The sequence below is a fragment of the Paenirhizobium selenitireducens ATCC BAA-1503 genome, from assembly GCF_900492185.1.
In the GTDB taxonomy this organism is placed as follows: Bacteria; Pseudomonadota; Alphaproteobacteria; order Rhizobiales; family Rhizobiaceae; genus Allorhizobium; species Allorhizobium selenitireducens_A.
On sequence record NZ_UEYP01000004.1, the window covers coordinates 278477 to 293373 of the forward strand.

Annotated in this window: 15 protein-coding genes, 1 tRNA gene and 1 pseudogene; 6 read left to right on the top strand and 11 right to left on the bottom strand. The window is 64.4% G+C overall.

All coding sequences use genetic code 11. The annotated features are described in order from the left end of the window. Positions 1–32 precede the first annotated feature (32 nt). Entirely contained in the window at positions 33–683 is a 651-nt protein-coding gene (locus RHIZ70P_RS09940; protein ID WP_038145502.1) for a DUF924 family protein, read from the top strand. 11 nt (positions 684–694) lie between these two features. Here RHIZ70P_RS09940 and RHIZ70P_RS09945 read toward each other — a convergent pair whose 3' ends face one another. The 7 genes from RHIZ70P_RS09945 to RHIZ70P_RS09975 all read right to left on the bottom strand — a co-directional run bounded on the left by RHIZ70P_RS09945 (position 695) and on the right by RHIZ70P_RS09975 (position 7309). Continuing rightward, positions 695–2635 (bottom strand): heavy metal translocating P-type ATPase, encoded by a 1941-nt coding sequence (locus RHIZ70P_RS09945; RefSeq protein WP_038145504.1) that lies wholly within the window; start codon positions 2633–2635, stop codon positions 695–697. Between the two features lie 70 nt (positions 2636–2705). Then, positions 2706–3083 carry a hypothetical protein gene (locus RHIZ70P_RS09950; protein WP_038145505.1) on the bottom strand — a complete coding sequence of 126 codons (378 nt, stop codon included), beginning with the start codon at positions 3081–3083 and terminating at the stop codon, positions 2706–2708. A gap of 89 nt (positions 3084–3172) precedes the next feature. Continuing rightward, on the bottom strand, positions 3173–3655 hold the full coding sequence (locus RHIZ70P_RS09955) for a cytochrome b (RefSeq protein WP_038145508.1): 483 nt from the start codon (positions 3653–3655) through the stop codon (positions 3173–3175). A gap of 85 nt (positions 3656–3740) precedes the next feature. Next, complete coding sequence (locus RHIZ70P_RS09960) at positions 3741–4433, bottom strand: ABC transporter ATP-binding protein (protein ID WP_038145510.1); 693 nt, start codon at positions 4431–4433, stop codon at positions 3741–3743. 1 nt (position 4434) lies between these two features. After that, positions 4435–5568: an ABC transporter permease gene (locus RHIZ70P_RS09965; RefSeq protein ID WP_038145513.1), complete on the bottom strand. Its 1134-nt coding sequence runs from the start codon at positions 5566–5568 to the stop codon at positions 4435–4437. Continuing rightward, positions 5565–6710, bottom strand: a complete 1146-nt coding sequence (locus RHIZ70P_RS09970; protein WP_038145515.1) for an efflux RND transporter periplasmic adaptor subunit — start codon at positions 6708–6710, stop codon at positions 5565–5567. The genes RHIZ70P_RS09965 and RHIZ70P_RS09970 overlap by 4 nt, the downstream gene beginning before the upstream one ends. Beyond that, entirely contained in the window at positions 6629–7309 is a 681-nt protein-coding gene (locus RHIZ70P_RS09975) for a TetR/AcrR family transcriptional regulator (RefSeq protein WP_210209736.1), read from the bottom strand. Before RHIZ70P_RS09975 ends, RHIZ70P_RS09970 begins: the two co-directional genes overlap by 82 nt. A gap of 374 nt (positions 7310–7683) precedes the next feature. Between RHIZ70P_RS09975 and RHIZ70P_RS09980 the strand changes: the two genes are divergently transcribed. The 4 genes and pseudogenes from RHIZ70P_RS09980 (at position 7684) to RHIZ70P_RS09995 (ending at position 9991) form a co-directional block, all read left to right on the top strand. After that, a complete protein-coding gene (locus RHIZ70P_RS09980; protein WP_038145517.1) occupies positions 7684–7914 on the top strand; it encodes a helix-turn-helix transcriptional regulator in 231 nt (76 codons plus the stop codon). A gap of 76 nt (positions 7915–7990) precedes the next feature. Next, complete coding sequence (locus RHIZ70P_RS09985; RefSeq protein ID WP_419178285.1) at positions 7991–8182, top strand: JAB domain-containing protein; 192 nt, start codon at positions 7991–7993, stop codon at positions 8180–8182. A gap of 8 nt (positions 8183–8190) precedes the next feature. Beyond that, positions 8191–8504, top strand: a pseudogene (locus RHIZ70P_RS09990) (hypothetical protein); the annotation flags it as partial. 263 nt (positions 8505–8767) lie between these two features. Beyond that, on the top strand, positions 8768–9991 hold the full coding sequence (locus tag RHIZ70P_RS09995; protein WP_235842198.1) for a hypothetical protein: 1224 nt from the start codon (positions 8768–8770) through the stop codon (positions 9989–9991). Between the two features lie 163 nt (positions 9992–10154). Here RHIZ70P_RS09995 and tig read toward each other — a convergent pair whose 3' ends face one another. Both tig and RHIZ70P_RS10005 read right to left on the bottom strand, forming a co-directional pair. Further along, positions 10155–11639, bottom strand: a complete 1485-nt coding sequence (tig, locus tag RHIZ70P_RS10000; RefSeq protein ID WP_115670162.1) for a trigger factor — start codon at positions 11637–11639, stop codon at positions 10155–10157. Positions 11640–11824: 185 nt separating this feature from the next. Beyond that, positions 11825–11909, bottom strand: a tRNA-Leu gene (locus RHIZ70P_RS10005). 317 nt (positions 11910–12226) lie between these two features. Here RHIZ70P_RS10005 and RHIZ70P_RS10010 point away from each other — a divergent pair. Then, on the top strand, positions 12227–12871 hold the full coding sequence (locus RHIZ70P_RS10010) for a hypothetical protein (protein ID WP_115670163.1): 645 nt from the start codon (positions 12227–12229) through the stop codon (positions 12869–12871). A 187-nt stretch (positions 12872–13058) separates the two neighbouring features. Here RHIZ70P_RS10010 and RHIZ70P_RS10015 read toward each other — a convergent pair whose 3' ends face one another. Together RHIZ70P_RS10015 and RHIZ70P_RS10020 are read right to left on the bottom strand one after the other, a co-directional pair. Continuing rightward, on the bottom strand, positions 13059–13661 hold the full coding sequence (locus RHIZ70P_RS10015) for a GDYXXLXY domain-containing protein (protein WP_115670164.1): 603 nt from the start codon (positions 13659–13661) through the stop codon (positions 13059–13061). Further along, the gene (locus RHIZ70P_RS10020) at positions 13658–14761 is read right to left on the bottom strand and encodes a DUF2157 domain-containing protein (protein ID WP_115670165.1); all 1104 of its coding nucleotides are present in this window, start codon (positions 14759–14761) and stop codon (positions 13658–13660) included. The genes RHIZ70P_RS10015 and RHIZ70P_RS10020 overlap by 4 nt, the downstream gene beginning before the upstream one ends. Positions 14762–14897 lie beyond the last annotated feature (136 nt).

Here is a 14897-nt window from a genome sequence, read left to right on the forward strand (position 1 = left end):
CATGGCGCGGGGGCGTTTTCATGGGGGATGACATGACCGATAGCAATGATGTTCGGGACATCCGCGAGGTTCTGGATTTCTGGTTCCCCGAGGGCCGCGCGCTGGACATCGACCCCGACCGCCATGCCAAGCTGTGGCGCTGGCGGATGCATGGCGGCGCGGACGGTGAGATTGCGGCGCGGTTCGGCCCGCTGACCGAACGCGGCGCGGCGGGGGCGCTGGATCATTGGGCGGCAACGCCCGGGGGCAGGCTGGCGCTGATCGTGGTGCTGGACCAGTTCCCGCGCTCGCTGTGGCGGGGCAGCGCGCTTGCATATGCGCAAGACCCGGCAGCACTGGCGCAGGCGCTGGCGGGGCTGGAAAACGGAGACTGGGCGGCACTTGGCCTGCCGTGGTTCCAGATCGCCTTCACCCAGCCTCTGGGCCATGCCGAGGGGCCGGACCATCTGGCCCGGATCGACCGGCTGATTGCCCTGCGGCGCGACATTGCCGCCCGCGGGCCGTCGGCCTTGCGCCCGCTCTATGCCTCGCTGGTCGATCAGGCCGGCAAGGTGCGCCGCGTCATCGCCAGCTTTGGCCGCCACCCGCATCGCAACGCCACCCTTGGCCGCAACTCGACGCCCGAGGAGGAGGCGTATCTGCAAAGGGGCGATTTCCCCCATCTGCGCGCCTTTCGGGACTAATGCCCCGCCGGTCAGGCCGGCAGCGCCGCGCCCGGCAATGCCTGTCCGCCCGCCGGTGCCTTGGGCCGGCGGATCGGGTCCGACAGCAGCCGCAGCCCGTTCAGCACCACCAGCACCGTGCCGCCTTCATGGCCGATCACCACCAGCGGCAAGGGCAGGTCGAAGAACAGCCCGCCGATGACCAGAACCACCATGGCGCCGATGGCAAAGGTCAGGTTCTGCCGGATCACCCTTGAGGTTCGGCGCGACAGGCGCTGCGCATCGGCCAGCCGCTCCATATCCTCGGAGAGCAGCGCCACATCGGCGGCCTGAAGCGCCACCTCGGACCCCGCCGCGCCCATGGCGATGCCGATATCGGCGCGGGCCAGCGCCGCGGCGTCGTTCACCCCGTCGCCGACAAAGGCGACCTTGCCGCTGTCGGTCAGCGCACCGACCGCGCGAACCTTGTCCTCGGGCAGCATTTCGGCGTGGATCTCGTCGGGGGCAAGGCCAAGCTGCGTGCCGATGCGCAGTGCGACCGGGCGGCGGTCGCCGGTCATCATCACGATGCGGCGCACGCCCCCCTTGCGTAAAGCCGCCAGCGCCGGGGCCGAACTGCCGCGCGGCGCATCGGCGACGGTGACCGCGCCCAGCACCTGCGCGCCACGGCCCAGATATACCACGGTGTCCGCGCCTTCGGCCAAGGATTGCAGGGCGGGGTGATCCAGCGGGGCGCCCATCGCCTGCGCAAGATAGGGGTTGCCGGCCCAGACCGGGCCAGAGGCATCGCGGCCTTCGATGCCGATGCCGGGCCTTGCGTTCACATCCGTCACCGCGACCGGCTGCAAGTCGCGGGCCAGGGCCTCGCGGTGGATGGCGGCGGCGATGTGGTGTTCGGAATGCGCCTCCAGCCCGGAAAGCAGCGACAGGAAGCCGGCCTGATCGCCGTCCAGCGCGACCAGCCGCGTCACCGCAGCGCGGCCGGTGGTCAGGGTGCCGGTCTTGTCGAAGGCGAAGATATCGACCTCGGCCAGCGTCTCCAGCGCGCCGCCGCCCTTGAACAGAACACCGCCCCGCGCCGCCGCCGACAGCGCCGACAGGATGGCGGCGGGAACCGAGATGACGATGGCGCAGGGGCTGGCCGCGACCAGCAATGTCGCAGCCCGGTAAAGCGCCTGTTCCCAGTCGTGTCCCAGGAAATAGAAGGCGGCGAAGGCGAGCATCGCGCCCGCCATGACGGCGACCGTGTAGCGTTGCCCGAACCATTCGCTGAACCGCTCGGACGGGGCGCGGGCGGCCTGCGCCTCGGTCACCAGCCGGATCATGCGGGCGATGGTGCTGTCGCTGACGCTACGCGTGACCTCGACATCCAGCACGCCATCCAGATTGATCGTGGCCTCGAACACTTGCGCGCCGGCCTCTTTCGACACGGGCATGGATTCGCCGGTGATATTGGCCTCGTCGATGCCACCGCGCCCGGTGACGACCACGCCATCGCTGGGCACCCGCGCACCGGGGCGCAGCACCACCACATCGCCGACGGCCAGCACCTCGGCGGGCACCTCCTCGACGGTGCCGTTGGCGGTCTTGCGCAAGGCGGTCTCGGGGCGCAGCGCCATCAGCGCCTCGATGGCGCGGCGCGCCCGGCCAAGCGCGCGCTCCTCCAGCGTGGTCGAGATGCTGAACAGCGTCAGCAGCACCGCGCCCTCGAACGGGGCACCGACGATTGCGGCGGCAATGGCGGCGGCGATCATCAGCAGGTCGATGTCCAGCACCCGCTCGCGCCACAGGGTCGAAAGCGCGCGCCAGCCGGTCGGCAGGCCACCAGCCAGATAGGCAAGCACCAGACCCGGAAGCTCGATGGGTGCCCATGCCTCGCCCGGCAGCCACCGCCCGGCAGCCGCCATTGCGAGGCCCAGCACGGTGGCCAGCGAAAGGGCCATGGACAGGTCGATGGAAGAGGATTTGGTCATGTCAGGGTCCTGGCTGGCACGACTGCGGCATGGGGCCGCAGTCGCTGGCTGGCTTGGGTTTATGCCTTGATCAGTGGGTGCGGCGGCCGCGAAAGGCAAGTGCGGCAATCGTGATCCAGATGCTGCTGCGCAGGATCATCGCGCCCATGGTGCGCGCCTCCCATGCGCCCCCCGAGACCACATGCCACAGAAAGGCGGTAAAGACCGCCACTGTCGCCAGCGCGATGCCCAGCGACAGCATCGGTGCCCAGCCCGCGCCGCGCCACAGGCCGATTCCAGCCAGAACATAGGCGAACCCGGCAAGGAAGTTGAACCACAGAACGAAGGGCACCGCTGCACCCATATCGACGCCGCCGAACAGCGCCCTGCCGCCCGAAACGATGGTCAGGAGGCCAAAGACCGTCGCCACGGCGGCGGTAATGGTCAGGGTGCGCGATCTTGTCGTCATGTCTTCCTCCGGGGTTTGGGGATCGGCCGGGTGGGTGTGACCCGGCCCGCCATGGGTCATGGGGTGCGATACGCGGAACGGACCGCGCCTCAGGGCCGGCCAAGCATGCGCCGCAGCACATCGGTCTTGAGCCAGAAATGATGGTAAAGCGCCGCGAGGATATGCAGGATGACCAGCGGAACCAGGACCAACCGCGCGATGGAATGGGCATCGCCGATTGCCTCGATGCCGGTCATCCAGGCGGCCGCGCCGGAAAGCACCATCAGGATCAGCAGGAGGTTGAGGGCCGCATGCGTGCCCGTTGCCAGAGCCTTCAGGGCCGGGTGCTCGCCTTCCGGCAGGCCCGGAACGCCGCGCCGACGGCGCAGCACCAGCCGCCACAGGACGAGAACCAGGATCAGCGCGCCGGCAACGGCATGGGGATTGATCGTCGGCTGGTTCGGCAGCGTGCCGTCCATCCGCCCGTCCCATGCCCCGACGATGCCGTCATGCATGAAGATCTGGAAAAAGACGAGGGTTGCAATGACCCAATGCAGGATGATCTGGGGTCTGGAATAGGATGTCGGTTGCATCTTGGTTGTGCCTTTTCAAGGACGGGTGAAGTTGCAGGATCGGGGTGCAGGGTCTTGTGGTCATGTCTGCCTCCCCGCAAGCCCGTCACGCGCTGACCAGATGGCCGTCGCGCAGGTGGATCAGGCGGTCGAAGCGGTCGAAGATCTTTTCGTCATGGGTGACGGTGACGATGCAGGCCTCCTGCTCGACGGCCAGTCGGCGCATGAGGTCCATCACCAGCCCGGCGCGCGCGCCGTCCAGCGCGGCAGTGGGCTCGTCGGCAAGGATGATGCGGGGGCGGTTGGCCAGCGCGCGGGCAATCGCCACGCGCTGCGCCTCGCCCCCCGACAGCAGCGCGGGCTTGACCATCGCGCGATGGCCGACCTCCAGATAATCCAGCAATTCACGCGCCCGTGCCCGGCCTTCGTCAGGGGGCCAGCCGGCAAGGTCCAGCACCACCGAGACGTTTTCCTGCGCGGTCAGGAAGGGCAGCAGGTTATGCGACTGGAAGATGAAGCCGATCTTGTCCAGCCGCAGCCGGCGCAGATCACGCCGCAGCCATTTGCCGTCGAACACCGGCTCGCCATCCAGCACCACGCGGCCCGCCGAGGGGGCAAGGATGCAGCCGATGACGTTGAGCAGCGTCGTCTTGCCCGACCCCGATGGCCCCAGCAGGGCGATCACCTCGCCGGCGCGCACCGTCAGATCGACCGCGCGCAGGGCATCGACGCGGGTTTCGCCCTCGCCGAAATGCTTGGCCACGCCTGTGACTTCGATCAGGGTGTCGCCAAGCGCCATCTCAGCCCCCCAGCGCGGTGGCCGGATCGACCTTCATCGCCGCCCGCACGCCAAGCGCCGAGGACAAGAGGCAGACGGCGGCGATGATCCCGGCTAGGACCATGGCGTTGAACGGCTCCAGCACGACGCGGCGGGGGAAATAGTCCTTGACCGTCAGGATCAGCAGCAGCCCGATCCCCCAGCCCGAAGCGCCAAGGATCATCGCCTGCTGCACGATCAGCCCGATGATGGTGCGGTCGGGCGCGCCGATCAGCTTCAGCGTGGCGATCTGCTTCAGCTTTTCCATGGTCATGGTGTAGATGATGAGGGCGATCACCACGGCGCTGACGGACAGCAGAATGCCGAGGAACAGCCCGATCTGGCGGCGCGCCTTGTCGACGACCGAGGCCAGCAGCAGTTCCTCCTGTTCGGCCTGGGTCATGGCGGCGAGGTGCTTCCATTGGCGCACGGTCGCGGTCAGCAGATCGACATCGGCGCCCGGTGCCATGCGGGCAATTATGGCGGCGACCGATGCGGACTTGACGGAGACAGCCCCGCGCGCGGCCTGCACCCGCTGGGCGGCGGGGTCGAGTTCAGTCTGAAGCGCCATCGCGTCGGCCAGCGTCACATAGACCGCCGGATCCCCGCCCGAGTTCATCGCCCCTTCGACCAGCCCGACCACGGTAAAGCGGTTGCGCCCGAGCCGGATCGTCTCGCCGGGCAGCAGGCCGGTCTTGCGGTCGGCCACCAGTTCGAAATGACCGGCGCCGATGCCGCGCCCCTCGGCGATCGCCTGCGGCCCGCCGGGGCGGCCCGGCTCGTAGCCGACGACATAGAGTCGCAGCGTGCGCCCGGCATGAGGCGCTTCGAGGTTCTGATAGTTGACCGCGCCGGCCTCGGCCACGCCGGGCATCCGCGCCACCGCGTCGCGCGTGTCGGCGGGGATGCTGGAGGCTTCCGCGAACGGTCCCTTGGTGCCGGCCTCCACCACCCAGACATCTGCGGCAGGTGCCTTTACCACCGCCAGCGCGTCCGAGACGAGGCCGTTATAGATACCGATCATCGCCAGCACGACCGTCATCAGCAGCCCCAGCCCGAAACAGGTCAGCACGAACCGGAACAGGCCATGGCGGATGTCCTTGAGCGCGAGGTTCATGGCGCCTCGCTGGTACGGGCGCGCCGGCCCTCGGCCGCGCCTTTGGGCGGGCCGGCGACGATGGTGGCACCTTCGGGCAGGCCGCCGGTGACCTCGACCCGGCCGCGGTCATCGCGGGCGCCGAAGGTCAGCCCCACCCGCGCAAGGCGGCCGTCCTGCACCGTCCAGACCATGCCGCGATGGCCGTCGAAGCCGGTGATGGCGACTTCGGGAACCATCAGCGCGCTGTCCCTGTTGCCGGTGGTGATGCGCACCTCGGCCTGTTCGCCGAGGAACATCTCGGCGGGGCAGTCGGAGCAGGTCAGCCAGACGCGGCGCTCCTCGTTCACCCGGTCGCTTTCGATGCCGATGCGGGCGATGGAACCGTGGAACTCGGCCGAAGGCTGGGACCGTAGCCGGATCGTGCCCGGCTGGCCTATGGCAAGCTGGCCGGCGCGCTCCTCGTCGACATAAGCCTGGATCCAGATGGTGGCCGGGTCGATCAGGGTGAAGATCGGATCGCCGGCCTTCACCACCGTGCCCGCCTCGGCATGGCGGGTCACGACCTGTGCATCAAAGGGCGCGACCAGCCGGTGGTGGGCGAGCAAGGCTTCCTCCTGCCGCAGGGCCGCCGCCGCATCCGCGCCTTGCGCCTGGATCACTGCGACATCCGCCTCGGCCACCGCCAGATCGGCGCGGGCCACGTCCTCGTCGCGCTGCGTTTCCTCCGCGCGCTGCGCCGAGGCGACATCCCGCTGCACCAACCCTTGCTGGCGCCGGTTCGCCGCCTCGCGCTCGGCCAGCACGGCGCGGGCGCGCACCACCGCCGCGCCGGCCTTGGCAAGATTGGCCTCGTTCGCCGCCACCGCCGCGCGGGCGCGCGCCACGCGCGCTTCCTGCTCTGTGGAATGAAGTACGGCAAGCTCCTGCCCTTTAGTCACGCTGTCCCCAGCATCGGCGGAAAGCCGGGTCAGCGCGGCGCCCACCTCGAAGCCGACACGGCTGAGGATGCGCGCCTCGACGGTGCCGAGCCCGTAGATGCGAAGGGTCACATCGTGTACGGGCTGAACGACCGTCACCGTCAGCGGGCGCTCCGTGAAGAACAGGAAGCCGACCCCAACGGCGGCCGCCAGCACCACGCCCAACAACGAGATGCGCCGCATCGTCTATTCTCCTCGCACAGCCAGAAGCCGGCATTGCACGTCGAACAGCCGCAATCCCTCCTCGCGAAGGTTGAAATCGCGCGCGCCGAGCGCCCAGCGGATTGCCACCCCTGCACGAGTGCGGTCAGCAGCACCGCCACATCGTTTGCGGCGACGTCGTCCCAAAGCACGCCCGCCTGCTGCCCGGCGCCGACCTCCCGCGCAAGCAGGCCACGAAAGGCCGTGAGCCTGCCGTGAAACGTGGCGCGCAGTTCCGCATTGGTGACGTTCAGTTCACGTGAGAACAGCAGCATCGGCAGGGCGGGGGTCGCAGCGATCTGCGCGAATTGCGCGGCAATCAGTGCGCGCAACCGGATAACCGGCGCGTTGCCGAGGTTGAGAGCTTCGTCCCAGGCCGTTGTCATCCGCTCGGCGACATGCTCGGCCACGGCCTGCCACAGCGCCGCCTTGGTCGGAAAATGCCGAAACAGCGCCGCCTGCGTGACGCCGATCTGCGACGCGACGGCGCCTGTCGTCACCCGGTCCGGCCCGATCCGGTCGGTCAGATCGAGCACGGTGGCCACGATCTCGGCCTTGCGGAGTTTTGCTGACTTGCGCACGGGGCGCCTCTTTGGTTAGTAAGCGATCACAAACAAATTTAAGCGGACTCACGCGATGCGTCAATTATCGGGCGTCACTTTCTGCATGTATTGATTGTCACGACACTGGGGGCCAGATGGGAAGCTCGTTTCAGAGCATCCTCCTCTGACAAATCATAGATCGACGCCGATCAGCAAACCCACCGATGTTTAGCCGGGACTAACCGGCAACCCTACGATAGTAGTTTTCTGCTTTCTCCGCTTTTTAAGAGGGCGCATGTTCATCCGTGACCGCAAATGAACGAACAGCCTAGACGCTCGCTGACCGTGACTGAAGAACGCTGCCGCATCTAGTCACCCAGTCACCGCGTGGTACCCAACGCGAGGAGACCATCATGGCAGACAACAGATTTCTTACACCCGAGGAGGTTTCTCAGCGCTATCGCGGAACAGTTTCGCCCGGAACCCTGCGGAACTGGAGATCCATGAAGATTGGTCCATCGTTCGTCAAGATTGGCAAAGCGGTACTCTATCCTGAGAGCGAGCTCGATGCCTGGGACGAAAAGAACAAAGTGAACTGCCGTGTTTTGGCTCGAACCGACGTGCAGGTAGAGGATCAAGCGTGATGATCATACTAGAGCACGACCTACATACCCCGAACGACGTCCCCACCTACTCTCAAAAAGTATTAATATATAGCATATTCAATATAATAGTAGATTAAAATGGGTGATGCACAACCATCCGTCCGGCGATCCGACCCCGTCGCGCGCCGACATCGACATGACGAAGATGATCGTCGACACCGCCAAACCGCTCGGCATCACCGTCCACGACCACATCATCATCGGCCGCGACGGCCATGCGAGCCTGAGGGGGCTGAGGCTGATCTGAGGGGGCAAGGGCCTCAGGGCGGCCTGTTGAAGATGATCTTCTCGCTGAAGACCCGCCGCCCGCTCGGCGTCCCCATCGCCGGCGAAGGCCCACCGAACGCGTCCACATCGGCCAGGCCGTGCTGAACCTCAAGGGCACGGTCGAATATTTCGTAGAAAACACCTTCAACTATCCGACGCTCGCGGAAGCCTACAAGATTGCAGGCCTGGATGCGTGGAACCGGATGGGGGAACTGCAGGGGCGTGCGCTGTGGGGTGGCCCTCATCAGATGCAACCAACGCCCAAAACCTGCGCCGCTCTTGTCCCTTCCGTCATCTTCTGACTTAGTGATGGCAGCAAGGTCTTACTGACCGGGCAATAGCGCTCCGTTCTTCACAATCATGGTGGAAATAGATCGATCCCGTTTAGTTTTGTCTCAAACGATACTTCTACGCATCTCATATAAAGATCCGAAGAGGAAAACGAAGAACCGCCCGGCCGCTCGCGCCCTGGTTAATTCACCCTCCTCGTGATGTTCGACGAACATGCGTACACGCAGGCATAGCAGGTCCAGCTTACTGTGCTGGTAAGTACTGGAGGAATTCATTGTCTCGAAAGCATGCCGCCCCCGTAGTTCTAAAAGAAGGCTCCACGACTGTCCTGAGCCAACTCAGCCTCACAGCAAGCCAAGGCGGTGTCAGCGAGGCCCAGATTCAGGACCTCGTGCATAATTATCCGGGATCGCTCCCGATCGCAGAAATCGATCCCTCATTCAAACAGCCAGTGGCGATCTGCCGGGAGTTGATGACACCCGCCGGCCCTATAGACAACTTCCTGGTTACCCCGTCGGGCCTACCGGTCCTCGTCGAGTGCAAGCTTTGGAGGAACCCAGAAGGCCGCCGTGAGGTAGTTGGGCAGATTGTCGACTACGCAAAGGAACTGAGTCGTTGGACATGTTCAGATCTCCAGCGCGAGGTCAGCCGCCGCCTAGGAACACCGGGTAACACGATGCTAGATCTGGTGCGCGCTGTCGATCCGACCATCGATGAGATAGCCTTCAACGACGCGCTCAGTGTCAACCTCCGTCGAGGGCGCATTCTGCTTCTGATTGTCGGTGACGGTATTCGCGAGGGGGTCGAGGCCATAGCTGAGTATCTCCAACGTCATGCCGGCCTCCACTTCTCCATGGGGCTAGTTGAGATCCCGATTTTTACTCTGCCGGACGGTGGTCTCCTCTTAACCCCACGTGTTCTAGCTAGAACGATTTCGATCGAGAGAACCGTAATCTCCGTACCAGATGGGCATCGAGTGGTCGACGGCGACCTTGCTACATTGGAAAACCGACACGATCTCGATCCCGATCGTGAAGCGAACGGTTCCGAACGCCTCCAGTTCTGGAGCGAGTTCCTTCAACATCTTCGGATAGACGATCCCGAGCAACCATTCCCGAGACCGAGCCGGGTGGGCTACATTTCAGTGATGCTGCCCGCGCCAAATGGAAGCTCATGGCTTACAGTGTATCGAGAGAAGGCCAAGAACTCGGTTGGCATTTTCCTTTCGGCAAGCCGTAGCAGTGCGGGCGAGTATGCAATGCAAACCATCGTGGACGCGTGGGACGAGATCAAAGGCGAACTGGGGGGCTCGGCGAAGGTCATCGAGCGAAACGGGCGGGAAACCGTCGCAGAGAGCAGATCATTTGCTGATCTGAACACGTCCGAAGGTAAGGCTGAGGCGTTCTCTTGGCTGGCCGAGCGTGTGAATGCCTTCATCAATGTTGCACGTCCACGCATCAGGTCAGCCGCCATCGATTACGAAGAAAGAGGCCACTGATCAAACATACCGGCGTTGTCGGCGACAATTGATTTACCCGCATAAGGATCGTCAACTCTTGTTCTTTCGAGGCTCGGGACATTGTAGGTCGGAATTCCCCCCCAACGCAAAAAGGCCGCCCCACCGGGCGGCCTTTCCACTTGTCCGTTCAACAATCCGAAGCTTACTCGGCGTCGCCTTCGGCGGCCTTCTTCTTCGGAGCGGCCTTCTTCTTCGGCGCTGCGGCTTCTTCGCCGTCAGCGGCGTCGTCGGCCTTGGCGGCAGCCTTCTTCTTCGGGGCGGCCTTCTTGGCCGGCTTGTCACCTTCTTCGGCTTCGTCGTCGGCCAGCAGCTCTTCCTTGGAGACCTTCTTGTCGGTCACGTCGATCTCGGCCAGCAGCTTGTCGATGACCTTTTCTTCGAAGATCGGCGCGCGCAGCGAGGCGGAAGCGCCGGGGGTGTTGCGGAAGAAGTCGAGGATCTGCTTTTCCTGGCCCGGGAACTGCTGCAGCTGGGCATACAGCGCGCGCTGCATTTCGTCCTCGGTGACTTCGACGCCACCCTTTTCACCGATTTCCGACAGAACGAGACCCAGGCGGACGCGGCGCTCGGCGAGCGTGCGGTATTCCGTGCGGGCTTCTTCCTCGGTCGTGTCTTCATCGGCGAAGGTCTTGCCCGACTGCGCGAGATCGGTGTTGATCTGGCGCCAGATGTTTTCGAACTCGGCGTCGACGAGCTTGGAGGGCGTGTCGAACTTGTAGAGTTCGTCGAGCTGGTCGAGGATCTGACGCTTGACCTTCTGGCGGGTGACGTTGCCGTACTGGCTCTCGATCTGGCCGCGGACGATTTCCTTCAGCTTGTCGAGCGATTCGATGCCGAGCTTGGAGGCGAGTTCGTCGTTGAGTTCGATTGCGGCAGGCGCTGCCACTTCCTTGACGGTGATGTCGAAGGTGGCTTCCTTGCCGGCGAGATTGGCGGCCGGATAGTCGGCCGGGAAGGTCACGGTGATGACCTTTTCATCGCCAGCCTTCAGGCCGACGAGCTGGTCTTCGAAACCGGGGATGAAGCGGTTCGAACCGATGACCAGTTCGGCATCTTCGTCCTTGCCGCCGTCAAACGGGACACCGTCGACCTTGCCGAGGTAATCCATGGTCACGCGGTCGCCTTCGGCGGCCTTGCCCTTCTTGGTTTCGAAGGTGCGGGCATTTTCGGCAATCTTCTCGATCTGCTCGACGACTTCCGCATCCGAAACCTCGACCACTTCGCGGGTGACCTTGATGCCGTCGACCGACTTCAGCTCGATCGGCGGAATGATCTCGTAGGACAGGGTGAATTCGAGGTCTGCCTGGGCAGACAGGATCTTGTCGGCTTCGGCCTCGTCCTCGGTCATGGCGATTTCCGGCTGGGTCGCCGACTTTTCGCCGCGCTCCGACAGGATCGCCGACGGCTTGTCGCGGATGATCTCGTTGACCAGTTCGGCCATGATCGACTTGCCGTACATCTTCTTCAGGTGACCGACCGGAACCTTGCCCGGACGGAAGCCGTTGATGCGGACCTTGTCCTTGGTCTCGGCCAGGCGCTCGTTCATGCGAGCTTCCATGTCCTTGGCCGGGATGACGACCTTGATTTCGCGCTTCAGCCCTTCAGCGAGCGTTTCGATAACCTGCATGTTCTTACCTTCATGTCGTGGCGGCCGTGCTCGGACAGCCGGTTGTTTCCCTGAGCACGACGCCGGAATCTTCTGTTCCCGGACGTGGCTGCGGCGCAGTCTTCAAGCATTCCTGCCAGGCAAATCGGTGAAAGGAGTGGCGGGATCGTCCCCGGTCCGCCTCGCACCGCCCCGCTCGGCAAATCTGGTGCGGGTAGAGAGACTTGAACTCCCACGCCTTGCGGCACCAGAACCTAAATCTGGCGTGTCTACCAATTTCACCATACCCGCGTCCAAAGAAAATGCATGCAGCCGTTGCGCATGCCCCTCCGGAGCGCGCGTCTCTATATCACCCGTTTTTGCCCGCGCAAAGGAAAAATGACGGTTCTGGCGGCGGCTTCCCGAGGAAAGACGGCAGGAAAGGAGCCCGCCGCGCAGGGCCATCGGAACGGCACACCCCAAGGATCCCGACCGTGTGGTCATCGCGGCCAGGGGCACGTTTCCCGCGGCATCACGGAAGGTATATCCAAAATTGCTGCTTTACATTCCCGGTGAGATGCGCTTTTCGTCATCAAAACGTCATAATGTCCCCATCGCGAAGCTCGGCAATGGCATCTCCCCTGACCTGCATCGTCTATTCCACCATAGCGCTCAATACATGGACGAAACGCTGCCGCATCGATGGGCGGCTCTACGACGTCCATCTCGGAAAATGGATGTTCTATAATCCAGCACTACAGGAGAAATACTTTCATGTGCGGGCGGGCAAGATCGATTCGACAGCCCGCAGCCGGCCAAGCCTTCGCCAACTCACGGAAATGGCGGAGGATCAACTAAGCGGGCGCTACCCCATATCCGTGTGGAAGGAGGCGCTGGCGACCCCGATCTCCCGCCGCCTCGCCGAAATCTGGATTGCCGCCAAGCGGCTTCACCGCAACGGCCTCGGCCCCGAGCCTGGATCGCTGGTCATCGCCTCCCAATACAAGCGTAATTTCCGCAGCTATGGGCCAACGGTCGGCCTGAAGATCGGCGATGCGCGGCTTCTTCCGCCGCGCGACCCGGTGACGCAGGAGGAGATGATCGCCGCCGGCGTGCAGCCGGACCGCTATCTGAGCTGCGTGCGGCAGACCATCAATGGATATGTCTCCGATCTCTGTTCGGTGGTCGGCGTCGTGCCGATCGACGCGGAGGACGAGGTTCGCGAACTGGCCGAGCATATCGATGGCCTGCTGAACGGCAGCGCAGCGAACTGAGCCGTCATCAGAGTGGACGATTGCGCATTAAGGCCCCGACCCGCGCGGTCAAAGTCCCCTCCCCACCGGAACGAGCACCCCGTGCCAGAGCATCTCCCGCGAAGACGGAGCGCCTTCGATGCTCTATCTCTTCTTTTTTCACGCAAATCCGGACGCAAAACCGCTTCGCACTTCTGCTGGAATTGCTCTAATAAAGCGGCTCCTCGTAGAGCGCCACGCCGCCCATGCGCAATTCGCGAATCTGGCTCTGCCCGCCCTTGCCGACGCGTGCGACGACCGCCACTTCCCCAGCATTGCGCGCCGTTTCGATATCGTAGCCCTCGCCTTCCGGCACATAGAAGCGCTCGATGCCGTAGTCGACCCTGAGGCTTGCGTCGGCGCTGGCCGCAAGTTCGCCCGCGCCGTAATAGCGGAAGCGCTGCGTCTCGAGGATGACGCTTCCGTCCTGCGGTGCAAGCGCGCCGAAGGCGGCCTCGGCGACGGTCCAATAGCCGTCGCTTCCCGGCCGCAGCCGCACCTGCATCGTCTGCCAGCCGGCATCGACCGGACGTTCGCCCGTGATCACGGCGACCGGGATGGTCGAGATGTCATAGGCAAGAACGACATAATCGCCGCGCAGCAGATCGCGCGGATCGACCGGCGCAGTCTTGAGCAGGATCTCGTCGCCGGACCGCAGAACTCCAGCCCGGCTCTCGATCATCGCGCCGAGAATGGCGGTCTGCAGCACGCAAAGGCCAAGGGCAATCGCCAGATAGCGCAGTGTTGATCGTCTCGACCCTTGCTCGCTCATGCCCGATCCTCCGAAATCCGTTTGGCAAACAGCCTTTCCAGCCGCACCACGACCATAGCCAGAACCGCGACAACCAGGCCTGCCAGCAGGAAGAAGGCCGAAGTGCCGAGCATGGAATCGATCGTGACGAAGGAAAGGTAGAGCACCTCGCCGGCGAAAACCGCATAGGCGAGATAGCGCACGGCGCCGTTGTCGCGCCCGTCGAGCGCAAGCGCCAGGAGAGTGACGGCGATGGTGACGATTCCCAGCAGGGCCAGACCGGCGCCATCGGTCCATTCAAGATGCAGCAGCCCGAGGCCGAGCAGGGCCAGCACCAGTGAATAGAAGGCCGGGCCCGCGCCCAGGCCGCCAAGCATCCGAGAAACCGGCGACATGGGCAACGTCACGGCGACGAAAGCTGCAAGTCCGACCGCGGCAAAGGCCACCGCCGTTCCCACCTCCGGCCAGAGCGAGTAGAGCCAGCCGCACCAGCCGAGCAACAGCAGATAGATGAAATGCCGGGCCCGCTCGGCGCCGGTCCAGGCGCTCAACAGTCCGATGACGAGGCTCGCAAGCACCGGCCACCAGCCATAGAGCGCGTGCCATTCGCCCTCGAACTGATCGAGAAAGGCGCCGAAGGCGGCAAAGGACAGAAGTCCGGCCATGACCGTCAGCGCGGCCGACCGGAACGCTGCTGCCGAGAGCACGGTCATGGCGAACCACAGCAGCATGGCGTCGAACGCGTCACCCGACAGGTGGTAGAGCTGGCCGATCAGCGAAATCGCCCCGCCGAAGCAGGCCGCACCCAAGACCAGCAAGGCGCCGCCAAGGCGATCCGCACCGCGGGCGAAGGAAATGGCCGCAAGGCCATAAAAGATCCAGATCAGCGCAACGATCCCGCCGATCTTCACCAGCCGCGGGATCTCCTGCCAGTTGGCGGCGATCAGCAAGAGAATGGAAGCGGCGATCAGCACGGCGGCCAGGATCATCAGAACGCCGCTGATGCTGAAGGACGATCGGCGCGAATCGAGGTCGCGCAACAAGGCGTCGGCCACGTCCTGGCCGATCAGTTGCTTCTCAACCCAAAGCGCCAAATCCCGCTTCAATCGTCCGCGATACATGTAACCCTCCGCCCCACGGGGCCGCTCGGCGAAGCCAAATGCGCCCTTCCGGTTATGGCTGCCATTCTTGAGCCGAGCGCCGGCAAAATACAATCCGGGCCGCCGACCAAGTTGGGACCAACGGCGCGGGCCCGAC